This is a genomic window from Brucella pseudogrignonensis, from assembly GCF_002252525.1.
Taxonomy (GTDB): domain Bacteria; phylum Pseudomonadota; class Alphaproteobacteria; order Rhizobiales; family Rhizobiaceae; genus Brucella; species Brucella pseudogrignonensis.
Genome location: NZ_NNRM01000047.1, coordinates 36,481 through 56,996 on the forward strand (window position 1 = coordinate 36,481; position 20,516 = coordinate 56,996).

The window sequence follows — 20,516 nt, forward strand, 5'->3', positions numbered from 1 at the left end:
AGACCGTCTTTGCGCGGTTTCATCATCTCATAAATCCCCGCCTAATCAATGTACGAAACCGTACAGATAGGTGCATTTCCTACCGAGGGCCGCACTAAAACTGCTTGCCTTCCGCAAATACAATTCCAAGGACAATCAAATGAACAAAACAACGTTCTTCGCGTATGCGAGGCGCGCGCCTTTTGGCGGCCGTTTGAGCCAGGCTCAGGTTGATGGCACATCGGCTATCTTGGCCGAAGCTGAGCGCCGTAATCTGCCCGACGAGCAGATCGCTTATATCCTAGCGACTGTCTTCCACGAGACAGGCGGCAAGATGCATCCGGTTGTCGAGAATCTGAATTACACCAGTGCGGCGCAAATTCGGAAGACATGGCCGAAGCGTTTTTCGTCGATCGCGGCAGCCCAGCCTTATGTTCGCCAGCCTCAAAAGCTTGCAAACAAGGTCTACGGCGGTCGCATGGGTAACGACAGCGTTAACGAGGGCTGGACTTATCGCGGACGCGGCCTGCCTCAGATCACTGGCGAGGACAATTACAAAAAGTTCGGTATTGCCGATGCACCTGAGAAGGCGCTGGAGCTCGGAACAGCAATCCGCATCCTCTTTGAAGGCATGGTGTTGGGCAAGTTCACGGGGCGCAAACTGAGTGACTTTTTCGGCAAGGGCAAAGCGGATCCTGAAGGCGCGCGTGTTATCGTCAACGGTACGGACAAGGCAACGCTTATCGCCGGCTATTACCGCAACTTCCTCGACAGTCTGATTGCTGCGCGCGAAATGAAAGCCGTCGCTCCTGATGACGCCAAGTCTGATGACGTGCCTTTGCTTCAGGATAAGACGGTGCAGACCATCGTCGCAGCTGGCGGCGGTACGTTTGTGACTGGCCTTATTGGTGCGGTTTCGAACCCTTGGGCTTTCCTGACTGTCGCGCTTGTGCTCGTCGCTATCGGTGGCGGTTTCTGGCTTTGGCATACAGGCAGGCTAGAATTGAAGAGGGTGGCGGCGTGATGTGGCTCGCAACCATGAAGGCACGCATGACAGCCTACGCCGTTGCTCTTAGCGCGGCGCTGGCCGTCCTTGTCGGCGCGTATCTCAAAGGGCGGTTTGACAGCAAAACGGCTCAGACCGCGCGCGACGCACAATCCGCAACCAAAGCAAGGAAGATAGAAAATGAAGTCAGCCGTCTTGATGACAGCGCTGTTGACGCTCGGCTTGCTAAGTGGATGCGCGACAAGCGGTAATTACTGTGATGTGGCGCGGGTGATCTACGCCAGCCACGACGACACATCAGAAACCAAGCGCCAGATCCTGGCCGAGAATGAGAAAATGGAAAAGCTGTGCGGGGTACAGCCTTGAGTTCAGTTGCCCAAAGGCTCAGTCACTCCTGGGGTTTGCTCTTTCGGCACGAACGCCCGTCTTTCTTCGTACTTCACAATGAAGACTATAGCTGCCAATGCAACAACCACCGGCACCGCGATGCATAAAACCCGCAGAACCGCACCGAAGATTTCGCCAATCAAACTGTTCGACACCTGTCTCATGCCGCAATCATATCAGCAAAGACCTTAAGCGAACACAAAGGGGCACATTAACTATGTTTAATCTAAAGAGAAACGAAGCATGACCGGGCCTGAAATCATGGGCGTTGTCGGCTTCATCGTGATGCTGTTTGGCTTTTTCTTTGGCCTTTGGAAGTACGTCGACAGCAAGATAAACGCCGCGAGAAACGAAACAGCCGCCAAAGCTGACGCAGCCACAGCGCTCGCCGCACTAACGCGGCAGGAGCTGTCAGATTATAAACTGCGCGCGGCCGAAACCTTCGCGACAAAGGCCGGGATGCAGGAACAGACGTCGCAGATCATGCGCGCAATCGAAAGCGTTGCAAACCGCATTGATGGACTTACCGAGCGCATGGACCGTGTGTTTGAGCAGAAGACGACGCGGGCGAGGGGGTAGGGCAGTAACCCGACAGGAATTAATGAGTTCGCGTAATGGATCAACATTAGCTAGGTAAAACATCGTGCGGCGACTTCCCGCCAGATCAAAAAACAAGCTATTGTTTCATCTCGTGTGGATCGTGGTACTTCTCACTAATGTCGTTTACGTGCCCTCTTCTTTTTTGCCACTGGAGGAACAATAGTTTGTTCATATTCCATCCGAGCTTTCCTGAGGCGCAAGGTCTTTGCAATTCGAGCATCTGTCTCGACCTTTTGAATGGAACGTGCAGTACGATCTATTCTCTCTGCGATCGACTCTTTAACAGATGAGGTTGGCTTAAAGAGTGTCTCTTTTGTGTGGGTTGGTTGCATTTCAATGGACATAAAAGAATTCCTTTTTAAATAAAAAAGGTCAGGCATTGCCTGACCTGTAAAGTAAACTTCTTTCAACAGTGCCAGTACATCCGTGGTCAAAGGAAAGAAGGATAATATTTATGCAGGCTGGAGGTTACCAGCCGACATCCTGCCCGACTTGTTGTCGCGTTCCAGATCGTAGCCGATTTTCTGGCCTTCGATGAGTTCGCGCATTCCGGCGCGCTCGACAGCAGATATGTGAACAAACGCATGGAGGCCGCCATTATCAGGCTGAATGAAGCCGAAGCCCTTGGTGGAATCGAACCATTTAACTGTGCCAGTGCTCATAAAGAACCCTTTCATAGCAATAAAGATAGCAGCACGCATTTGCGTGACGCAAAGTGATAACGATTTTTAAAAGGGGGTTCGTTCAGGGCGCGTTGCTAAACGCGCAATAAGCAAAACACATCAAGAAAACATCGATAAATATTGCATAAAGATTTATTTTGCTTTTGTCAAATTATATTTATTTTTGTTATTAAAATGACAATCGTAGTTAGCTTTTTTAAATGTATTTATTTGTTAATTATTTTAACAGTTGCGAAAGACGATCTTTGAAAAGGTAGCTCAGGTATTTGCCAGTCAGAGAATTAGGGACTTGCTGCCGTTATTTCGGCGCAAACCTGTTGACGCCTCTTTCACTTTCACCAAAATGACAAATTGCGGGCTACCAACCCGCAAACCAACCAACACGAGGAGACTGTATGTCCAATGACAGACAGCGGGCGAACACGCGCCTTTCAAAACAAGAACTAACCCGCCGTGTTGCTGCGTATCAGCAGCACGGCACGATAACGAAGGCTGCGGCCGCATGTGGCATCAAGAAGTCTGCATTTCACGACAGCATTAAACGCGCGGCTGAGCTTGGGTTGATGGGTCCGAAGGAAACGCTGCCCGGCTATGCAATCAAAAGCCTGACCGAAACGCCTAACGGCACCTACATGCGCCAGACGAAAGAGGCTGGCCCTGTTTATGAAGCGACTGCCGGTCTAGCGGTCAAAGGCAAGACGACGCTCGTTAACAGCGAAGGCCGCATCGTCACTCAGCACATCATGGAACGCGCGGACGCCGACCAACAGCGTGCAGCAATCACGGCCATGGTTGAAGCGATAAAAGAAGATTTGCCGCGCGTTTCGATTATGCCGGCGCCAAAGGGGTGTCGCGAGGATCTGTTGAATCAGTTCACGATCACTGACAACCATTTCGGCATGATGTCGTGGCGCGAAGAAACTGGCAGCGATTACGATCTGCGGATTGCCGAGCAGCTATTGCTTGATTGGTTCTCTGCGGCTGTGGCACAGGCTCCCGACGCTCATACGGCCATTCTGGCGCAGTTGGGCGACCTTATGCATCACGATGCACTTGAAAGCGTCACGCCTGCCCACAAGCATGTTCTGGACGCGGATAGCCGCCTCCAGAAAGTCATTCGCATTGTGATCCGCACGATCCGCCGCATAATTGATATGCTGTTGCAGAAGCATGAGCGGGTTCATGTAGTAATGGCGTCGGGCAACCATGACCCAGCCTCATCTGCATGGCTGCGTGAAATGCTGGCCGTACTGTACGAGAACGAGCCGCGCATCACTGTTGATAATTCACCCAGCCTCTATTACGCCTTCGAGTGGGGCAGCACGATGCTGGCCTATCACCACGGGCATAAGCGCGGTGTCGCAAATATCGAGGGCACGATTGCAGGCATGTTTCGCGGGATGTTCGGTCGCTCACTACAAGCCTACGTGCATATAGGTCACAGACACAGCGACGATGCCAGAAAAGGCACGCTGATGTATGTCGAGCAGCATGAAACGCTCGCGGCACCAGACGCTTATGCAGCTGGCGGCGGGTGGCTGTCAGGCCGATCAGCAAAGCGAATAACCTATAGCAAGCAGTTCGGTGAAGTCGGTCGCGACATTCTACGGCCCGAGATGGTCGCAGGTAAGTATGCGGCGGCAAATGATAATGCGGAAAGTCAAAGGGCTGCAGCCTAACTGTCAGCCCTTTTGGGACGCTAGATAGTCTGCAACGGCCGCTCGAATTTCAGTTTCAAGTTGGTTGGTTTGTGCCAAGATTTCTTTCATGGCTAAATCCTTATTGTCGATGAAAGGGGAATGCATTGTTCCGTCCAATGGTGGAGCTATCGGGCCATATTCCACGACCACTTTCTTTCCGGAGAACTGCACAGTGATGGATGCTGAGTTCCCAATGTACTTGGCATCTAATATTTGCATATCGGCCTCCCTGATTGTTTGTCCACTGTAGGCTTGGAAACCGCATCCAGACAATACCAACCCCACGCCGCCCACCAAGCGGCGTAACACCACAACACGAGGAGAGAATATGCTTGAAGAAGCAGAAGACAAAGCTGCGCGTGCATCTGTTGAAGGTCGGCAGTTAAGAACAGGGGTTATAAGGTGCCCGCCAAAACCTTATAACGTCAACCGCCAACCACTCATCATCATCGAAACGCCGTATAGCGGCGACGTGGAAGCCAACACCGCATATGCACGGTATTGCCTCTTAGACAGCCTAAGGCGAGGCGAGGCACCGATTGCCAGCCATTTGCTGCACACGCAAGTGTTGGACGATATGCGGCCCGATGAACGATCGTTGGGCATTGAGGCCGCTCTTGCCTGGTATCGCGTGGCTACGAAATGCGTTGTTTACTCTGATCGTGGTATCAGCGCCGGAATGACGATGGGCATCGATCGAGCGATGCAGCACGATGTGGCAGTTGAGTACCGAAGCATTGAGAATAGGGCAGCGGCGTGATGGGCGAAAATATTGCAGCAATTAAACTTGAGCGTCACATCGAGGAGAGAATTGCAGCAGCCGTCCTTGCAGAAAGGCAGCGATGTGCGGCGATAGCGATCTGCGTATTCGACGATGAGGATGCGTGGTCGGATATACATAGAATTGCAGGAGGCATTATTGCCGGAGCCATTATTGAAGGAGACACAGCATGAACCAATTCCATGTTGGGCAAAAAGTGGTCTGCATCGATTCAGTCGTTGGCTTTGAGCAATACCTCGAGGTGAAGGAAGGCGAGATTTACGAGATCGAGTGGATCGGACCTTTTGAGCATTATATTCATGGCTCTTACATCGGCGTTCGTCTCAAGGGTGTCGATCGCGGAACTTGCCCGCAGTTTGGTTATGAAAACCCGCCGTTTGCAGCAAGGCGCTTCCGACCGCTTGTGGAAGATAAGCTGTCAGCGTTGCGCGGATTGCTTGCTGGCGGGCCTCTGACAGAGAGCTTCGAAGAGCCAAAGCGTAAGGTGAGGGAGGGTGTATGAGTAGCTGGCAGCGAATGGAAACTGCGCCTTTAGATGGGACTGAGGTCGATCTGTGGACGAACTTTGGACGCATAACCGGCTGCGCATTCACTCACCATCATTGGCTTAATGGCGAGCCCGTGGGTGAAATGGGCTGGTTCGACGAGCGCTTTGACGGTGGAATGCCACCCGTACCAACTCATTGGATGCTGCCGCCAGCACCGCCGGAGGATATGTGATGGTGCCAGATGCAAGAATTGACCGTGAGATCGCGCGTGGAGAGTTGGATAAACCTAAGGTGCCTATGCCGAAGCCTTTGCATTTAACTGCTCTTGGCATGCGATCCTGCAGTGCGATCAAATCCGACGGCGGCTCAACCAGCTATTATGAACTGCCTGAAGGTGCGAGCGAACTAAACGATCTTATTGAACACAAACGCATGTCCTTTGCGCTCGGTAACATCTTTAAGGCTTGCTATCGTTTTGGAGAGAAGGACGCGGCCAGTCGCCTTTACGATCTGAATAAGATCATCTTCTTTGCTGAAAGATTGAAGGCGATCGAGCTGCGCGCCAAAAATCGCACGGCTATAATTACAATCTAAGTTATTTTAACCGCACATTAACCTTGATAGCATTTACTAAGTTGGCTGGCTGATCCAACCCGTACCGATCCCTCCCGCCGGCGAAAACCCAAAAAACCCGCTCAGATAATTTACTGGGCGGGTTTTTCGTATCCATTAAATAAAATAACCCTACCGAGGCGGGGTCAGCTTAACCAAGTTACTTTTTCGGTGGGCCAACGCGATCGAGCAACTTGTAGACGATCTCAGCACAGTCGCTCGTTGACTCATCCTCAGAGCATTTCACGTCTACCTTGAAGCCCTTATCCTCAACGCGAATGTGTGCTGACTTTTCGGGAGGAGGCGGTCCTCTGTGTGGCGGCGGCGGTGGGGGCGTCCCCGGTGCTTCTGTAGATGGAGGTGCAGGTGGCTTAGGCGGCTCCTGCGCTAGTGCAGAGCTTGAAATCATAGCGAGTGCAGCGGCAGCAATAAGGACGATCTTCATTGCATTACTCCTAGGGGTGTTTGCTCAGGAGAAACATGCGGACGAACCTTAGGTTCCTAGGCGAGTTGATCATATTTTTATGATTGCTGCCTGCAATAAAAAGCCCCGGCACGTCTCCCAACGTCACGGGGCTGCGCACGTGGGCATGACCCGTATTCCTCCACGCGGCGCGGCGATAATTTATCAAAGAGAATTATCGTTGAAAAGTGTATTTTAACTCTGTTGGACCGTGCCAGAGATGCGATGCCTGAATAAAACTGAACCCCGCTTTGACGGGGGGTTGGGTTTCAGGTGTTTTGTTATTCCATGTCTGGGATCTCGCCAAACTGAAAAATAATGGCTGGAGGTCCATATTCACCAATATCTGGATCGGCTTCCCGGCTCCAAGCGACAATCCCTGAATGCTTTCCTTCGAGACTAGTCGCAGCTTTCATTGCACGGCCTTCGGTCTCAAACGACATTGGATCGAATGCGGGAACGAGCTCACCGTCATCATTCTTATCAAAGGCAGCAACCACGATCAGACGCGCATTAGCCATTTAGGTCACTTCCCGTTGGTATCTTCGTCGAGATCGGAATTATCGCGGTTCGACGGCCCACCTGCTTTTTTCGAACCTTTGGCTTTACCTGTTTTAGGCTCTACTGGGCGGACAGGGGTGTTCGTAAACTTAATTGCCATGAGTCTTTCTAATTCGTCTTCGCTTCGGATGTTCCTATAATGTTCTCATTCTACTCGAGAGTCAATTGGCGTTATCATCGCTAAGATATCACTTAGGAAACGCGCCGATGAATGTTCGAATGGGATTACGTTCGATGCCATAGCCAGTTTTGCCGCGATTGCATATCGACTGGCCGGAATTCGAGGGGTGCAGATATCCAACTCAACAACAAAAAGCCCCGGCACGAGAGGTGTGATCGAGTGGCCGGGGCTGCGCTTCGCCTGGACCCAGCTTCCTGTCACGAAGCGCGGCAAAATTTTATCAAAATGATCTCGTTTTGGAAGAGAAAAAAGTTCATAAGTCTACACGCACATACGCAGATCACTTCTCTTTTTTCTCGACCTCATCCAACTTTCTTAAGAGCTCATCGAACTTGTCTGCTGCATCACGATCTGCATCATGAATTTCTATTAACCCAAGACCGATTGCTCGACTAGCTTCATTGAGTTGAGGGTGTTTCAAGGATTTGTTTTTTCTAGCCGCGTTGATTAGATCATTATGAATAGGCATTAGGCCTGCTTTCAACTGGAGGGCGCAGGCTGAACATCCAGAAGAAAGCTTTGTTCCAAAATAAAAAAATAGTTAGCTAATTAACCTGTTTTGGACCAGTTGGCGTTATCTAAGCCCGCATTCAAAAACTCATTCGCATGCTTTTCTGCAAGCCTTGCAGCTAGTTCCGCCCACTTTTCCATATTTCTAAGTCCACCATCGTACAGTTTGATGATAGTCTCTGCTAAGTGCGCTTCGTCGTATTCCCTGCCGCTTTCTTCCAACATAATAGAGGCAATAGAGAAGCAACGTCGCATCGCTTCCAGTTCGTCAGGGGCATACACTTTGCTGGATTGACTGAACAATGGCATCTTATCCTCCTCGGGATAGCGGAAGTCTCCCCTCCATTTTTACGAGCGAAAGTGCATACTGATACTTAAGGTGTATCATATCAACCTTTATGTGCCTGAGTGACTATTTGCTCGGATCGGTATGCTCTTACCGCACCAGTCAAAACAGACTAGTTTGTTCTTCCTTATTGTCATTGCTTGGCGTCAGGTCGATCAAGTCTACATCTGGTAGTGGCTTTTGCATCTCCTTCGCTTCATCCCATGGCGCACGCAACCACGCGTCGATCTCCTCGGTCGTGCGTAGGATTACCGGCATCGCTTTCGGGTGAATAGGTTTGACCACGGCGTTAGGTTCGGTGGTCAGGAAGGCAAAGATATCAACTTCGACCGGCCCTTCTTTTTTCTTCCGCACGCCCTTCCAAATCGTCCAGATGCCAGCAAAGACAAAAAGCGGCTTCGCCTCGTTTAGAGCGAACCAGTGCAGAGGCTTGCGTTTGGTCTTTGGATCGGGTTCTTGCCCATATTCGGAGAAGGATGTGGCAGGTACAACGCAACGGCTTTCAACGCCTTGCCACCGACGCCAATGGGGTGACGTGAGGTTGCGAATATTCGTCACACCGCTGTCGGCTTCACCCTTAACGTACATAGGTGGCGTCGGCATTCCCCACCGAAGATGTGCAAGCTCGTGCTCACCATCTGCCATGTTGCGCAGGACCGGGGCTGGATAGTCTGGATAGACATCTAACTGCGGATCGACGCGGTTCGTCACATCTCCGAACTTCGGAAACAGACGGCGCATGGCTTCATGTGCCGTAGTGAGGTTGTAAAGATTGCACATGCGCTCCTCCTGAACCGGATAGGATAGAGCGCCTTTCACTTCCGTCCAGCTAGCGCGTCTTCGCCTCGCTGCTTGTGTTCGTAGCAGAACCACAACTGCCCAAACTTGGTTTTGTATCCGTAGGTGCCCCAGGCTTCGCATCCGTCCGCGTCACACCAATGCTCAAACCTTTTACTGCTTGTTCCAGCGACACCGCTTTCAGACTTATATCCGGACATATTTACCTCGGCGCTCTAAAAACAACGAACTCACTTTGCCCTTTCACAGTGCAAGCTCTGCATCTAAGTTTCCATTGCTGAGTTTTGAGAAACTCATTGGGCCCGATTTTTCGGCTAATTTCACCAATGTTCAAGTCTCGAACATGGCCGCACCTTGCGCAAAGGCCGCAGAGAACAGCCCACGGCTCCAGGTCGGCTATGCAAGTGAACTCGCCAATTTTCTCATAAGACGTAGGCCTGGGCATGCTGATTACCGAACGACAACTCGTTCCCAATTACCATCACCAAATGGCTTGCCGCCGTGACGCCCCATGAAGACGCTCATTCGCCTTTCCGATTGAAAACTGAATACGCAGAAGTCGATACCCGACTTGCGTGCCATGCGGTGAGGTAAGCGAGCACCAAGCCGGCCGGCATCTCGGTGAACTTCACGTCGAGCGCATTTCAGTGCGTACTCTTCTGGAAGAGCAACTTGGAACGTTTTCATCACGCGGCCCTCTTGAAAGAACTGCCACGCTGGCCGTGGGTGAGAGCAAGGCGCGAAAGCTCAATTTCACGCGCTAGGAAATCTCGGTCTTTTAAAAGCGCTTCAATGGACGCGCGAACATCGCCCTTGTGGTAGGCTAATACCAGATCTATCTCAGCGTCGTAGTTTCCCGAAACTCCATTCATGGCGCTCTCCATCGTTGAATTGCCACCCGTCAATGTTCTTGTAATGTTCTCTTTTTTGTGAGATGTCAATAATCCTGGTTAGATTGCAGCCGTGTGTGCCATGCGGTATCATGTGACGCGATTATCAGGAGATCATTTTGGCTAGAATTAAGAAGCGTTCGTGGGAAAACGCGAGCGGAAAACACGAAGCGTGGCAGTTGGATTTCACTGACAGGCATGGGAAGCGTCATCGAGAACAGTATGCAAAGAAACGCGAAGCCGAAGCTCGTCTTTCTGACCTTGTGAGTGCGACAGGTGCCGCGACATACAAAGAAGCAGCTCAAAAGACGACCGTAGCTGACGTATGCGTTGATTATTATGAGGAGATGGAGAAGCGCAACAAACGTGGTGAAAGCGTCGTACAATCCTATCTGCGCACCACAAAGCAGCACATCGATAATTGGATTGATCCAAAAGAGGAAAGCGCTGTTGGCTTCACCAAAGGAATCGGAACCAAAACACTGTCGGAACTGACGACGGCGGACGTGATAAAGCTTAGGAATGAAATGCGCGATGCTTCAGCCGGAGTTGTCACGACACGGCGTGTTCTCGGAACGCTGAGTCGTATTCTGAAACATGGCGTTGAGACGGATAAGGTGGGCGTCAATGTCGCCAAAGGTGTTCGAGTTATTGGCAAGCGCGATGAGGCCGGAGATAAGGTAACGCCACCTTCAAAGGCGGCTCTCGCTAAGATCCTTAAGAAAGCTGATGACAAATTAGCGGTACGAATCAGGTTCGCTGCTTCGTCAGGCCTGCGAGCTTCCGAGCAATGGGCGCTACGCTGGGTGCACCTCGATCTGAAGAAAGGCTTCGTCTCGGTCGAAACGCGCGTGGATGCGTACGGTGAATTCGACACGACAAAATCATCCGCAGGTCGTCGCACTGTTCCAATCGGAAAGGCGATGCTTGAGCAGTTAAAAGCTTGGAAGGGTGAAACGAAGCACAGCGCGCCTGATGACTTCGTTTTCACTGACAGCAAGGGCGGCTTTGTACGCCACACCAACTTTATGAAGCGCGATTGGAAACCCACAATTAAGCGCGCAGAAGTTGAAAATATCGGCTGGCACGCTCTTCGACACTTCGCTATTTCGACTTGGATTGAGGCTGGCCTTTCACCCAAAGCGGTACAGACATTGGCCGGTCATGCGAGTTATGCCATTACGATGAATCGCTATGGCCATCTGTTTCCTTCGGACGATCATAAAGCAGCTTTCGACAGGATTGCGGAAACACTCGCATAATCATAGTTTGGCACATGAATGACACATGATGGTTATAAGTTATGGAAAAATAAGATGATATATTCTGACTTTTAATCAGCAGGTCCAGGGTTTGAATCCCTGCGCGCTCACCATTTTCAATGACTTAGCAAACATTAAGACTAGCTGTTTTACCTTTATGTTTTTATTTTAAACTTGTTCGTCAGTTTATTTGCTTAGCTTTACCCTCCTTCGAAATATTAGTTGCTACCCCAATCAATGGGTCGCGAAGCTTTGCGATACCGCCAGCTGTTAATCTACTTAGATTGCGTATGATTGTTTGGAGAATGATCATGCGCTTAACTTTAAAGCTTTTTATCATTTCAATTATTGCAATTTTGATCGGTTTTAGCAGCCCTGCTTTCGCAGGAGTGGTGAGTTGCAACATCGTTCCGCTAGAAGGAACAGGTGCTCTGAGCAAAACTGTTACTCGGCCTGCTTGGCGCATTAAACCAGAACTGCCGGCATCGGGAGATTTTCCCTGGTATCCGCCTGCAAAGTCGCCGCAGCTTTATCAGTTTGATTGCTCTGACAATCCCAAGGGTAAACCATTGTCTGGAATTTCACCAAACATTCCTGTTCTCCAATTGAACAGGAAATAGCTCAGAGCAGATTCTGGTGCTCGGCTCTCGCATTTGTCGCAGTGACAATCCCGCCAAGGGATGAGATGAGCGATTATGAGCCTTAAAGCCAGAATTATCGGCGATAAATTTGAAGCTGCCCTTTGGGTGGCCTCAATTGCGCTCGTCATTCTGTTTCAGGGCATCGTAACATCCTATGCTCAGGCCTCGATGGTTGCGTGGTCCAATGGTCCAACCGCAATCATCTGCTCGATCCATAACAATCAGGGCACGAGCGACGACGCACCACTAAAGGATCTTGCGCGGTCCTGTTGCTCGACGCTTTGTCAGGCTGCGTGTGCCATAGGCACAGGTCTTGCGGCTCAGACGCTTTCATTTGCCTATCACGCCGTTTTCATTCCCTCGCACCATGTCGTGCGACTTGCGGTTCTTGGTCCACCGGATCATGTTGCGGAAACACATCTTCCCAGAGGCCCGCCCGCATTTTCAGCTCAAGTATGAATCAAATCCGACGTTACGTAGTTTTCGCGCATTCTAAGTGAGGCGCGATCGCGTGACGTCCGGCTGTTTCACATAGGCTGGAGATGCCAATGTTTTCTATTCGTTTATTCGCAGATGCTGCACGATATGGGGTGCAGCTATGACAGATACTGTATTGTCGAAGCCCAAGTCCCATCCTGCTGAGGCAACGCGCGTTGCCAGTTCAAGCTTAAAGGCTTTCATTACACGGCTGCACTTTTATGTCGGGCTGTTCGTCGGTCCCTTCATTCTGATCGCAGCGATTACAGGCACGCTTTACGTGCTGACGCCACAACTCGAAGATATGATCTATCGCGACCAGTTGCGCACGTCCTCTCTGGGGACCGTGCAGCCGTTGGCGGATCAGGTTAAGGCTGCGCGCGATTTTATCGGTGACGAACCAAGGCTCTTTGCTATACGGCCATCAACAGGTCCGGGCTGGAACTCGCGTATTATGTTCAGCGAGCCGGGTTTGGGTGAATCGGAAAGTCGAACGATTTTCGTTGATCCGATCACGCTGGCGATCAAAGGCGATCTCGTCGTCTATGGAACGAGCGGTATTTTGCCGTTGCGCGCGTCGATTGACTATCTCCATCGCAATCTCATGCTTGGCAATCTCGGGCGCTATTATAGCGAGCTTGCCGCGTCTTGGTTGTGGGTCGCCGCACTTGGCGGGGTTCTGCTCTGGTGGTGGAAACGTGATGTTCGCCGCAATGCAAAGGCTAACGAGAACAAGCACCTCCGCACCCGTCGCCTGCACGGACAGATAGGAATCTGGATCGCCGTCGGACTGGTCTTTCTTTCGGCAACGGGTATGACCTGGTCGCAACTGGCTGGTGGCCGGATTGATGACTTCCGTGCCGCTGTAGGCTGGATCACGCCATCTGTTTCGGTGGCACTTGATAAGCCTGCTGTCGCGGCTGATCCTCATGCTGAACATCACGATCATGCAGATCATCTGGATCATGATGCTACACCTGCAACGATTGACTATATTGGTCAGCTGGACGCCGTAAATCTTTTGTCGCGACAATCCGGCCTTGAATCGCCGATGCTGGAAATTCGACTGCCGCGCAATGCCGAGCAGGCCTGGCTGGTTCGTGAATATGATCGTTCATGGCCAACGCAGGTCGACACGATTGCAATCGATCCGCGCGATATGCAGGTCATCAGCCGGGCCGATTTTGCAACCTTTCCGATCATCGCAAAGCTGATCCGCTGGGGTATTGATTTGCATATGGGCGTCCTGTTTGGCGTCGCCAATCAGGTCATCATGGCTTTGCTGGGTTTGGCGCTGATCGGCACAATCATCTATGGTTATCGCATCTGGTGGCAGCGACGTCCGCCCGCGGGCAGCACGCCGCGAACGCTGATTCAGAGCTGGCTCTATCTTCGCATATCGCAGAGGCTCGTTGTCGTCGTGATTGCGGCTATCATCGGATGGACTTTGCCGATGGTCGGTTTAAGCCTGTTGGTATTTCTGGTCATAGATTTGGTGCGCTGGAAACTGGCTACAATCGCCAAAATCTGAGTCATAAAAGGCACCGGCCTTGGCCAGTGCCTTTTATTAACTTCAGCTCGCAGGGCGTGGGGGCAAGCCTGCGCGTGCCCGCATTTTGTCGAGCAGTGCTGCTGCAATCGGTTCGTAGTTTTCATCGAAGTGATGCCCGCCCGACAGCTTCATTAGGTCAGCGCCTTTAAGCTCCGGCGCGGTGCAGGCAGTATCGTCTTCCTCTTCGCCATAGACGCAGACAACGCGATCAAGCGGAATTGTCGTAATGGCTGGAACAACGTCTTTGTCGCCATCCATACCCAGCCAGCCTTCAATCGAAACCTGGAATGTGGTGGTTGTTTCGACGCCAAGGAGCCCGATCATTTTCGTGCGATCCTGCAATACAGGATCGAGATATTTCCACGCAAAGGGGAACGTATCGGCACCAAAGGAATAGCCCAGAACTGCGACTGGCAGCTTGCCGGTTGGATCGGCTTTCTGGATCATGGCCGTTGTATCCCGGGCAATTTCTTCCGGTGTCCGTTCCGACCAGAAATAGCGCAAAGAGTCGACACCGATGACATGAACACCATGGGCCTGCAGCCATTCGCCAATTGATTTGTCGAGATCGCGCCAACCGCCGTCGCCGGAATAAAACACAGCAACCATATCGGCATTGCCATTCTTTGCAGGCAGGTCAACGATTGGGAGAGCCTCGTTTTTTGCGTCCTGATCGGCCATGGCAACGACGTTATCGACCGCCATCTTCATGCGTGCCGGGAAATCTGGCCCGGATTGCAATACCGCAATCTTCCTCTGACGCGCTTCAACCGGGTTGTTTACTGGCGAGCCTGTCGGCCCGATAACCAGCGTTGGGGCAGGCATGTTGGCATTATAGCCATAGGTAAAGCCGCCTTCCGGTGCCTTATTGGCTTCTGCTGCTTCTGTGCATGAAGGCAGACGCGTTTTCGCAGGCGTTGGGTCGAGCGAAATGGCCCCTGCGATAGTTGCATCTGGCGAGTCCGATGCGGCGGCGTATGCAATCGTTGCGCCCTGACCGATGCCGGTTACGACGGGATGGAAATAGATATCCAGATCAAGCCCGCGCAGGGCTTCCTTGGCAATCGCCTCAAAGTCGGAATCGAGATAGTTGCACTCGCCATCTTCCTTGTCTAGCGCCGCACGCCAAGGGCCAAGCTCCACAGGCAACACGATGATGTTGCGTGCCAACATGGCATCCATATAGCTGCGTTCTTTGTCGCCAATGCCGTTCTCATCGCTCAAGAGAATGGCAAGGCCAACTGGATCGCTTTTGGGCATATAAACTGGAATGTTTGAAAGCCGCTCAGCGCTTGCATGAATGACGGGTTCATCTGCATTGAAGAACTGCGCCCACTGACGGGCAATTTTGCCCGGATGAAGTGCGGTATAGGCGCCAGCGCCACCGATCAGTGCCAGCCCAAGGACGGTCAAAAGAATGCGTCGCTTCTTCATTTGCGGATGAACTCCAGAGGGTTGCCGTTGATCAGGGTTGTGGCATCGATAAGAGTACGTGGTGTTTCAAGTCCGCCGGGACAGACCATATAGTGCGGCGTCCAGATCGGGTCGAACTTCTCTTTGAAGGCTTTGAGGCCATCAAAGTGATAAAGGTCTGCGCCTCGACGATAAATGAAGGACCCAAAGCGGTTCCATCGCGAAGCGAGCCTGCTGCGGTTCAGGCCGGAGAGTGGCGCCGCACCCAGATTGAACCATTTATAGCCCTGATCCTTGCTATACATAAGCAGCTTGGCAAAAAGCGCGTCCATCAAAAGCTTATGGACATTGGGCATATAACGCATCAGATCGACGGTGATTTCGTATTTATCAGCGCCGCGCCAGAGATTGGCGAAAGCCACGATCTCGCCATCCTTTTTCAGAACGGCCACATCAAAGCGCTCCATGTAGTCATCATTGAAGTAACCGAGTGAGAAGCCTTTTTCGCTGCCGGACTTATGATCAAGCCATGCATCCGAAATTTCACGCAGACGCGGCACCAATGGAGGCACGTCTTTAACGTCAATGACTTCAAAGGTCAGTCCGTCCTTATCAACCTTGCGATCAGCATAACGGAACGGCTGGCGACGAGGGCCTTCAAGCGAGAAATCAGTCAAGTCGACGCGAGCGACTTCGCCGAGTTTCAGTGCCACCAGCCCCATATCAAGAAACAGCGGCAGACTTTGTGGGCCAACGCCGTAAAAGACTGTGCGTAGAGCCATTCGGTCGGCAAGGCCATGGAAGGACCAAGCAAGTTCCTTGGCTGCTTGTGCATTGCCGATAGGCTCACCCAGCGCAATCAGGCTGCCGCCAGACTGCGCATACATGATGAAGGCGCTATCATCCGGAGCGAGCATGAATTGCTTGTCGCCAAGCATGGCAAGAGCTGCATCCGTATGCGGGCAAGCGGCCACAAGCGCGGGTACCGCGTCAGGAATGGAATAATCGCGCTTGCGTTTGCGCTGGCTGTGCCGGTTGATGATGGAATGAAGACCGACTGCTGCCACCACCGCGAAGACGAGAACTGTTGCTCGCAGGAAGCGCGGCGCGTTGTCGTTCCAGGCAAAATCCCACCAGAGATCGTTGGAATATTCGACGTGGCGATAAACGAAAAAACCTAACCAAGTCGACACGATAACTGTCGTACCGACTGACGCAATCCAGCTCCAGCTCAGTTCAAACGGGCCGGAGATGGGGCGGCGATAGAATGAATCGCGGAAGCCCCATAGGGCGAAGGCAAAGACGCAGAGAATAGTCGCCTCTTCCCAGTCGAGACCCTTGGTGAGTGAGAAAACTGCACCGAAAAGCAGCAGTGCTAGTGCTGCAATCCAGGCGCGCTCCAGCCGCTTAAACAGGCCGCGCGCAACGATAAGCAAAGCGACGCCGACCAGACTTGCAGCAAGATGCGATGTTTCGACAAAAAACTCAGGTACGATGCCTGAAAGAATTTTGGTCCGGTTATGCAGATCTGGTGTGGCTCCTGAAACGAGCAGGATAATGCCGCCGAGGAAAATGATACTGGCAGAAAGGCCGGGAATGAGAGGCTCGACAAGCCGCTTGGCAAACTTGGCTTGTCGGCCAAGCATGTGCCTGCGGCGCATAGCTTCCCAGATAAGAAGACCTATCGTGGCAACTACGAGCGGCATGACCGTATAGATCACACGATAGGCGAGGAGCGCTGCAATCGCATCGGGTTTTCCGCCAATGCCCAAGCCTGCAATGATTGTCGCTTCAAATGCACCGAGCCCGCCCGGTGCATGGCTGGCAATGCCAAGCACGATAGCAATCACATAGACCAGTGCGAAAACCGCAAAACTTGGAACCGCATCCTGTGGCATCAGCACGTAAAGAGTTGCTGCTGCTGCGCCGACATCAACAAGACCTGCGAAAATCTGGGTGATTGCACCCTTTGAGTTGGGCAGGCGAAGGCTAAGTGAGCCGATGCGCAGCGTCCGCTGACCGTGCGAAAGCCAATAAATCAGCCATGTGATGCCACCCAGAATGACGATGCCGGCAACAATATCGATGCGCGAGTCGATGGTGGAAATCCATGGCACATCTTGTGGGTCGATAAGCAATGCTGCTCCGACCATGATGATGAGTGCAAACCAGATCGCAAACCATGACGTGCCAACGATCTTGCCAATGTCGGCAAGGCTTATGCCTTCGGCTGCATAGATGCGATAGCGAAGCGCACCGCCGGTGAGCAGTGAGAAGCCGATTGCATTGGAGATCGCATAGCCCGCAGCGCCTGCGACCGCCGCGATACGGCGCGGAATCTGGTTGGGTGCAATCGTATCAACCGCGACCACGTCGTAAAGTGCTACCGCTGCATAGCTGAGCATTGTGAAGAGAACAGCAAGGCCGATAGTGGACCACGAAAAGCTGTGGAATGCTTCAAGCGTATCCTTGCGGGACGTGTTCTGAAGAAGGTTTTCCAGAACATAAATTGCCAGCAGAGCGATCGCTATACCGGCGACAGGAAATAGAAAATGTTGGTATCGCCTTAGCCAGCCAAATGACGTACTCGGTCCGCTGGTTACTACGGTAGGTTCATCATCATCAATTAGGCTCATAGGAGCGTCGTCCAGTTGGAGCAATCTAAAATCGCGCAGTGATCCTGATTTAGGGCGAACTTATGTTCGAGCGAGATGCCGCATTGAAAATACTAAAAGTAATGTCGAAGTTAGACGATATAGTTGAGCGAAATGGTTTTTGCCGCAAGCGCTTTGAACAGAGTGGGGAAAGAAAGCTCAATTTCTTCTAACTTTGATCAAAAACAAATGAATAGAGCTATTTATCTGTATCAGATAAAACCAAGTTCTATGTGAAAAATGAGGTTTTGGTGCTTAGTGTTTCTTATCTGACGGCTGCCGGTGCGGGTGCGCTGTCGTTTCTTTCGCCCTGTGTTCTGCCGCTTGTACCGCCTTATCTGTGCTATATGGCGGGCGTGAGTGTTGAGGATTTTCGTGCCGAAAAAGAATCACGGATTGCTGCCGCCCCTTCGCATCGTCGTTCGCTAGCTTTCGCGGCTATCTGCTTTGTACTCGGTTTCACCACTGTTTTCGTCGCGCTTGGCGCGGGAGCTTCTTCTATCGGCGCATTCCTGCGTATGTGGCAGCAGGAAATCGCAATGGTGGCGGGCGTTGTCATCATCCTGATGGGCCTGAACTTTCTTGGTGTTCTGCGATTTTCATTTCTGTCACGCGAAGCACGTTTTCAGGCGCGCAGTGCGCCAGCCACGCCATTGGGCGCTTATGTCATGGGGCTGGCTTTTGCGTTTGGATGGACGCCTTGTATCGGCCCGGTTTTAGGCCCGATCCTCACTTTGGCAGGCGGCAGCAGCACTGTAGGCGAGGGTGCAGCACTGCTTGCGGTCTATTCGCTTGGGCTTGGTATTCCGTTTTTGATCGCAGCGCTTTTCTCTGGCGCGTTCATGCGGTTTTTGTCCCGCTTCCGTGTGCATCTCGGCAAGGTCGAGAAAGCGATGGGCGCTCTTTTGATCGCTGCAGGCATCCTTTTCCTTACGGGCGGAATGCAGTCTTTCTCGTTCTGGCTGCTTGAAACCTTCCCTGCATTGGGCAGACTTGGATAAAGAGCTGTAAGCTTCCATATACGCTTTGATGCTATTGAGCAGAGAAGCCTTCAATCATTCTGGACGAAACAATGACAGACCGTACCTGCCTTTCCATCGTGCTTGCCGCTGGCGAAGGCACACGAATGAAGTCGAATTTGCCAAAAGTTCTGCATCAGGTGGCTGGCCTGCCGCTGGTCTCGCATGTGGTCAAAGCCGTGCAGGGAACCGGTAAGAGCGACGTTGCGCTGGTCGTCGGACGTGGTGCTGATGAGGTGCGCGGCGCTGTCGAAAAAGTTGCCGATGCTGTTTCTGCTTTCGAGCAGAAAGAACGTCTTGGTACGGCGCACGCAGTTTTGGCTGCGCGTACAGCGATTGAACGCGGCTATGATGATCTGCTGATCGTCTTTGGCGATACACCGCTTATCGAAGCACATTCGTTGCAAGCTGCGCGCAACAAGCTTTCAGAGGGTGCTGATGTTGTCGTTATCGGTTTCCGCCCCGCGAGCCCGCATGGCTATGGTCGCCTGATCGAAGAAGGTGGCAAGCTCACCGCAATCATCGAGGAAAAAGAAGCAAGCGAAGCGCAGAAGAAAATCGGTTTCTGCAATGGCGGACTTATGGCCGTTCGTGGAAGCCACGCACTTGCTCTTCTCGATGCGGTTGATAACAAGAACGCCAAGGGCGAATATTATCTCACCGACATTGTCGGCCTTGCTCATGGCAAGGGCCTGAATGTCGTAGCGATTGAAGTGCCGGTCGATAATGTGATTGGCATTAACAACCGCGCCGAACTCGCTGAAGCTGAAAACATCTGGCAGAACCGCAAGCGTCAGGAAATGATGCTTGCCGGTGTGACGCTGATTGCGCCTGAAACCGTGTTCTTCTCGCACGATACGCTGGTCGAAGCTGATGTTGTGATTGAGCCAAATGTCTTCTTCGGGCAGGGCGTGCATGTGGCGTCTGGCGCGCTGATCCATGCTTTCTCACATATTGAAGGTGCGAAGATTGGCGTAAATGCCGAGATCGGACCGTTTGCGCGTTTGCGTCCAGGTGCAAATCTTGGTGAAAAATCTAAAGTGGGTAATTTCTGCGAAGTGAAGAATGCGCAGGTCGGCAAGGGCGCCAAGATCAACCACCTGACCTATATTGGCGATGCAACCGTTGGAGCGTCGAGCAATATCGGCGCAGGCACGATCACCTGCAATTACGACGGCTATAACAAATACAAGACCGTGATCGGCGAAAACGCATTTGTCGGTTCCAACAGCTCGCTCGTTGCACCTGTATCGATTGGTGATAATGCCTATATCGCATCCGGCAGCACGATCACGGATGATGTGCCTGCGGATGCTCTGGCTTTCGGTCGTGCGCGACAGGAAACCAAAGAAGGTCGGGGAAAGATCCTGCGAGAGAAGTATGCTGCCATCAAAGCGGCTAAAACCTCTTCGAAATAAACCACGAACAGATGAATGAAACGGCAGTCCTCTGGGTTGCCGTTCAGCGTTAGAATCTTTAAATCGCAATTGAATGCGTGAATCTCGGATCTGGA

At 52.0% G+C, this 20,516-nt stretch carries 26 protein-coding genes; 15 read left to right on the top strand and 11 right to left on the bottom strand.

What is annotated here, in order from left to right; translation table 11 throughout:
* The first annotated feature begins 139 nt into the window (after nucleotides 1-139).
* Nucleotides 140-1,003 carry a chitinase gene (locus tag CEV34_RS22805; protein WP_094544647.1) on the top strand — a complete coding sequence of 288 codons (864 nt, stop codon included), beginning with the start codon at nucleotides 140-142 and terminating at the stop codon, nucleotides 1,001-1,003.
* The gene (locus CEV34_RS27165; protein ID WP_094544648.1) at nucleotides 1,003-1,236 is read left to right on the top strand and encodes a hypothetical protein; all 234 of its coding nucleotides are present in this window, start codon (nucleotides 1,003-1,005) and stop codon (nucleotides 1,234-1,236) included. Before CEV34_RS22805 ends, CEV34_RS27165 begins: the two co-directional genes overlap by 1 nt.
* A gap of 117 nt (nucleotides 1,237-1,353) precedes the next feature.
* Here CEV34_RS27165 and CEV34_RS22815 read toward each other — a convergent pair whose 3' ends face one another.
* On the bottom strand, nucleotides 1,354-1,536 hold the full coding sequence (locus CEV34_RS22815) for a hypothetical protein (protein ID WP_007878800.1): 183 nt from the start codon (nucleotides 1,534-1,536) through the stop codon (nucleotides 1,354-1,356).
* Nucleotides 1,537-1,615: 79 nt separating this feature from the next.
* Here CEV34_RS22815 and CEV34_RS22820 point away from each other — a divergent pair, with 79 nt between their 5' ends.
* Nucleotides 1,616-1,951 (top strand): hypothetical protein, encoded by a 336-nt coding sequence (locus CEV34_RS22820; protein WP_007878801.1) that lies wholly within the window; start codon nucleotides 1,616-1,618, stop codon nucleotides 1,949-1,951.
* A 134-nt stretch (nucleotides 1,952-2,085) separates the two neighbouring features.
* On the opposite strand, the gene CEV34_RS26880 is transcribed toward CEV34_RS22820, so the two are convergent.
* Together CEV34_RS26880 and CEV34_RS22825 are read right to left on the bottom strand one after the other, a co-directional pair.
* Nucleotides 2,086-2,382, bottom strand: a complete 297-nt coding sequence (locus tag CEV34_RS26880) for a hypothetical protein (RefSeq protein ID WP_143853495.1) — start codon at nucleotides 2,380-2,382, stop codon at nucleotides 2,086-2,088.
* Between the two features lie 42 nt (nucleotides 2,383-2,424).
* Nucleotides 2,425-2,634, bottom strand: a complete 210-nt coding sequence (locus CEV34_RS22825; RefSeq protein WP_007878803.1) for a cold-shock protein — start codon at nucleotides 2,632-2,634, stop codon at nucleotides 2,425-2,427.
* A gap of 416 nt (nucleotides 2,635-3,050) precedes the next feature.
* Between CEV34_RS22825 and CEV34_RS22830 the strand changes: the two genes are divergently transcribed.
* The gene (locus tag CEV34_RS22830; RefSeq protein ID WP_007878804.1) at nucleotides 3,051-4,334 is read left to right on the top strand and encodes a hypothetical protein; all 1,284 of its coding nucleotides are present in this window, start codon (nucleotides 3,051-3,053) and stop codon (nucleotides 4,332-4,334) included.
* A gap of 3 nt (nucleotides 4,335-4,337) precedes the next feature.
* Here the strand turns inward: CEV34_RS22830 and CEV34_RS22835 are convergent, their stop codons facing one another.
* Entirely contained in the window at nucleotides 4,338-4,574 is a 237-nt protein-coding gene (locus CEV34_RS22835; RefSeq protein ID WP_007878805.1) for a hypothetical protein, read from the bottom strand.
* A gap of 109 nt (nucleotides 4,575-4,683) precedes the next feature.
* Between CEV34_RS22835 and CEV34_RS22840 the strand changes: the two genes are divergently transcribed.
* The 5 genes from CEV34_RS22840 to CEV34_RS22860 are packed head-to-tail and all read left to right on the top strand — an operon-like array spanning nucleotide 4,684 to nucleotide 6,218.
* Complete coding sequence (locus CEV34_RS22840; protein ID WP_094544649.1) at nucleotides 4,684-5,115, top strand: DUF7768 domain-containing protein; 432 nt, start codon at nucleotides 4,684-4,686, stop codon at nucleotides 5,113-5,115.
* Entirely contained in the window at nucleotides 5,115-5,309 is a 195-nt protein-coding gene (locus tag CEV34_RS22845) for a hypothetical protein (RefSeq protein ID WP_007878807.1), read from the top strand. The genes CEV34_RS22840 and CEV34_RS22845 overlap by 1 nt, the downstream gene beginning before the upstream one ends.
* Nucleotides 5,306-5,638: a hypothetical protein gene (locus CEV34_RS22850; protein WP_007878808.1), complete on the top strand. Its 333-nt coding sequence runs from the start codon at nucleotides 5,306-5,308 to the stop codon at nucleotides 5,636-5,638. The genes CEV34_RS22845 and CEV34_RS22850 overlap by 4 nt, the downstream gene beginning before the upstream one ends.
* On the top strand, nucleotides 5,635-5,856 hold the full coding sequence (locus tag CEV34_RS22855; RefSeq protein WP_007878824.1) for a hypothetical protein: 222 nt from the start codon (nucleotides 5,635-5,637) through the stop codon (nucleotides 5,854-5,856). The genes CEV34_RS22850 and CEV34_RS22855 overlap by 4 nt, the downstream gene beginning before the upstream one ends.
* Nucleotides 5,856-6,218 (top strand): hypothetical protein, encoded by a 363-nt coding sequence (locus CEV34_RS22860; RefSeq protein ID WP_007878834.1) that lies wholly within the window; start codon nucleotides 5,856-5,858, stop codon nucleotides 6,216-6,218. The genes CEV34_RS22855 and CEV34_RS22860 overlap by 1 nt, the downstream gene beginning before the upstream one ends.
* 762 nt (nucleotides 6,219-6,980) lie before the next feature.
* On the opposite strand, the gene CEV34_RS22870 is transcribed toward CEV34_RS22860, so the two are convergent.
* The 5 genes from CEV34_RS22870 to CEV34_RS22895 form a co-directional block, all read right to left on the bottom strand.
* Entirely contained in the window at nucleotides 6,981-7,220 is a 240-nt protein-coding gene (locus CEV34_RS22870) for a hypothetical protein (RefSeq protein ID WP_007878837.1), read from the bottom strand.
* A 501-nt stretch (nucleotides 7,221-7,721) separates the two neighbouring features.
* Nucleotides 7,722-7,910 (bottom strand): hypothetical protein, encoded by a 189-nt coding sequence (locus tag CEV34_RS22875; RefSeq protein ID WP_007878838.1) that lies wholly within the window; start codon nucleotides 7,908-7,910, stop codon nucleotides 7,722-7,724.
* Between the two features lie 80 nt (nucleotides 7,911-7,990).
* A complete protein-coding gene (locus tag CEV34_RS22880; protein ID WP_007878839.1) occupies nucleotides 7,991-8,260 on the bottom strand; it encodes a hypothetical protein in 270 nt (89 codons plus the stop codon).
* 139 nt (nucleotides 8,261-8,399) lie between these two features.
* Nucleotides 8,400-9,077 (bottom strand): SOS response-associated peptidase, encoded by a 678-nt coding sequence (locus CEV34_RS22885; protein ID WP_094544650.1) that lies wholly within the window; start codon nucleotides 9,075-9,077, stop codon nucleotides 8,400-8,402.
* Nucleotides 9,078-9,781: 704 nt separating this feature from the next.
* Nucleotides 9,782-9,967 (bottom strand): hypothetical protein, encoded by a 186-nt coding sequence (locus CEV34_RS22895; RefSeq protein ID WP_007878841.1) that lies wholly within the window; start codon nucleotides 9,965-9,967, stop codon nucleotides 9,782-9,784.
* 137 nt (nucleotides 9,968-10,104) lie between these two features.
* Between CEV34_RS22895 and CEV34_RS22900 the strand changes: the two genes are divergently transcribed.
* The 4 genes from CEV34_RS22900 (at nucleotide 10,105) to CEV34_RS22915 (ending at nucleotide 13,896) form a co-directional block, all read left to right on the top strand.
* Complete coding sequence (locus CEV34_RS22900; protein ID WP_235819163.1) at nucleotides 10,105-11,247, top strand: tyrosine-type recombinase/integrase; 1,143 nt, start codon at nucleotides 10,105-10,107, stop codon at nucleotides 11,245-11,247.
* Between the two features lie 311 nt (nucleotides 11,248-11,558).
* Nucleotides 11,559-11,867, top strand: coding sequence for a hypothetical protein (locus CEV34_RS26885; protein ID WP_143853497.1), 309 nt, complete (start codon nucleotides 11,559-11,561; stop codon nucleotides 11,865-11,867).
* Between the two features lie 75 nt (nucleotides 11,868-11,942).
* A complete protein-coding gene (locus CEV34_RS22910) occupies nucleotides 11,943-12,347 on the top strand; it encodes a hypothetical protein (RefSeq protein ID WP_007878844.1) in 405 nt (134 codons plus the stop codon).
* A 139-nt stretch (nucleotides 12,348-12,486) separates the two neighbouring features.
* Nucleotides 12,487-13,896, top strand: a complete 1,410-nt coding sequence (locus CEV34_RS22915; RefSeq protein WP_007878846.1) for a PepSY-associated TM helix domain-containing protein — start codon at nucleotides 12,487-12,489, stop codon at nucleotides 13,894-13,896.
* A gap of 42 nt (nucleotides 13,897-13,938) precedes the next feature.
* Here the strand turns inward: CEV34_RS22915 and CEV34_RS22920 are convergent, their stop codons facing one another.
* Together CEV34_RS22920 and mprF are read right to left on the bottom strand one after the other, a co-directional pair.
* Entirely contained in the window at nucleotides 13,939-15,351 is a 1,413-nt protein-coding gene (locus tag CEV34_RS22920) for a virulence factor family protein (RefSeq protein ID WP_171379653.1), read from the bottom strand.
* On the bottom strand, nucleotides 15,348-17,966 hold the full coding sequence (gene mprF, locus CEV34_RS22925; RefSeq protein ID WP_039860721.1) for a bifunctional lysylphosphatidylglycerol flippase/synthetase MprF: 2,619 nt from the start codon (nucleotides 17,964-17,966) through the stop codon (nucleotides 15,348-15,350). The genes CEV34_RS22920 and mprF overlap by 4 nt, the downstream gene beginning before the upstream one ends.
* A 269-nt stretch (nucleotides 17,967-18,235) precedes the next feature.
* On the opposite strand from mprF, the gene CEV34_RS22930 reads away from it, so the two are divergent.
* Both CEV34_RS22930 and glmU read left to right on the top strand, forming a co-directional pair.
* On the top strand, nucleotides 18,236-18,985 hold the full coding sequence (locus CEV34_RS22930; protein WP_039860724.1) for a cytochrome c biogenesis CcdA family protein: 750 nt from the start codon (nucleotides 18,236-18,238) through the stop codon (nucleotides 18,983-18,985).
* 71 nt (nucleotides 18,986-19,056) lie between these two features.
* A complete protein-coding gene (gene glmU / locus CEV34_RS22935; protein ID WP_007878850.1) occupies nucleotides 19,057-20,421 on the top strand; it encodes a bifunctional UDP-N-acetylglucosamine diphosphorylase/glucosamine-1-phosphate N-acetyltransferase GlmU in 1,365 nt (454 codons plus the stop codon).
* The last annotated feature ends 95 nt before the right edge of the window (nucleotides 20,422-20,516 follow it).

Excerpts from the sequence above, each read along its gene's own strand:
- CEV34_RS22805 (WP_094544647.1), top strand. The coding sequence starts at position 140 with ATGAACAAAACAACGTTCTTCGCGTATGCGAGGCGCGCGCCTTTTGGC.
- CEV34_RS27165 (WP_094544648.1), top strand. The coding sequence starts at position 1,003 with ATGTGGCTCGCAACCATGAAGGCACGCATGACAGCCTACGCCGTTGCT.
- CEV34_RS22815 (WP_007878800.1), bottom strand. The coding sequence starts at position 1,536 with ATGAGACAGGTGTCGAACAGTTTGATTGGCGAAATCTTCGGTGCGGTT.
- CEV34_RS22820 (WP_007878801.1), top strand. The coding sequence starts at position 1,616 with ATGACCGGGCCTGAAATCATGGGCGTTGTCGGCTTCATCGTGATGCTG.
- CEV34_RS22825 (WP_007878803.1), bottom strand. The coding sequence starts at position 2,634 with ATGAGCACTGGCACAGTTAAATGGTTCGATTCCACCAAGGGCTTCGGC.
- CEV34_RS22830 (WP_007878804.1), top strand. The coding sequence starts at position 3,051 with ATGTCCAATGACAGACAGCGGGCGAACACGCGCCTTTCAAAACAAGAA.
- CEV34_RS22835 (WP_007878805.1), bottom strand. The coding sequence starts at position 4,574 with ATGCAAATATTAGATGCCAAGTACATTGGGAACTCAGCATCCATCACT.
- CEV34_RS22840 (WP_094544649.1), top strand. The coding sequence starts at position 4,684 with ATGCTTGAAGAAGCAGAAGACAAAGCTGCGCGTGCATCTGTTGAAGGT.
- CEV34_RS22845 (WP_007878807.1), top strand. The coding sequence starts at position 5,115 with ATGGGCGAAAATATTGCAGCAATTAAACTTGAGCGTCACATCGAGGAG.
- CEV34_RS22850 (WP_007878808.1), top strand. The coding sequence starts at position 5,306 with ATGAACCAATTCCATGTTGGGCAAAAAGTGGTCTGCATCGATTCAGTC.
- CEV34_RS22855 (WP_007878824.1), top strand. The coding sequence starts at position 5,635 with ATGAGTAGCTGGCAGCGAATGGAAACTGCGCCTTTAGATGGGACTGAG.
- CEV34_RS22860 (WP_007878834.1), top strand. The coding sequence starts at position 5,856 with ATGGTGCCAGATGCAAGAATTGACCGTGAGATCGCGCGTGGAGAGTTG.
- CEV34_RS22870 (WP_007878837.1), bottom strand. The coding sequence starts at position 7,220 with ATGGCTAATGCGCGTCTGATCGTGGTTGCTGCCTTTGATAAGAATGAT.
- CEV34_RS22875 (WP_007878838.1), bottom strand. The coding sequence starts at position 7,910 with ATGCCTATTCATAATGATCTAATCAACGCGGCTAGAAAAAACAAATCC.
- CEV34_RS22880 (WP_007878839.1), bottom strand. The coding sequence starts at position 8,260 with ATGCCATTGTTCAGTCAATCCAGCAAAGTGTATGCCCCTGACGAACTG.
- CEV34_RS22885 (WP_094544650.1), bottom strand. The coding sequence starts at position 9,077 with ATGTGCAATCTTTACAACCTCACTACGGCACATGAAGCCATGCGCCGT.
- CEV34_RS22895 (WP_007878841.1), bottom strand. The coding sequence starts at position 9,967 with ATGAATGGAGTTTCGGGAAACTACGACGCTGAGATAGATCTGGTATTA.
- CEV34_RS26885 (WP_143853497.1), top strand. The coding sequence starts at position 11,559 with ATGCGCTTAACTTTAAAGCTTTTTATCATTTCAATTATTGCAATTTTG.
- CEV34_RS22910 (WP_007878844.1), top strand. The coding sequence starts at position 11,943 with ATGAGCCTTAAAGCCAGAATTATCGGCGATAAATTTGAAGCTGCCCTT.
- CEV34_RS22915 (WP_007878846.1), top strand. The coding sequence starts at position 12,487 with ATGACAGATACTGTATTGTCGAAGCCCAAGTCCCATCCTGCTGAGGCA.
- CEV34_RS22920 (WP_171379653.1), bottom strand. The coding sequence starts at position 15,351 with ATGAAGAAGCGACGCATTCTTTTGACCGTCCTTGGGCTGGCACTGATC.
- mprF (WP_039860721.1), bottom strand. The coding sequence starts at position 17,966 with ATGAGCCTAATTGATGATGATGAACCTACCGTAGTAACCAGCGGACCG.
- glmU (WP_007878850.1), top strand. The coding sequence starts at position 19,057 with ATGACAGACCGTACCTGCCTTTCCATCGTGCTTGCCGCTGGCGAAGGC.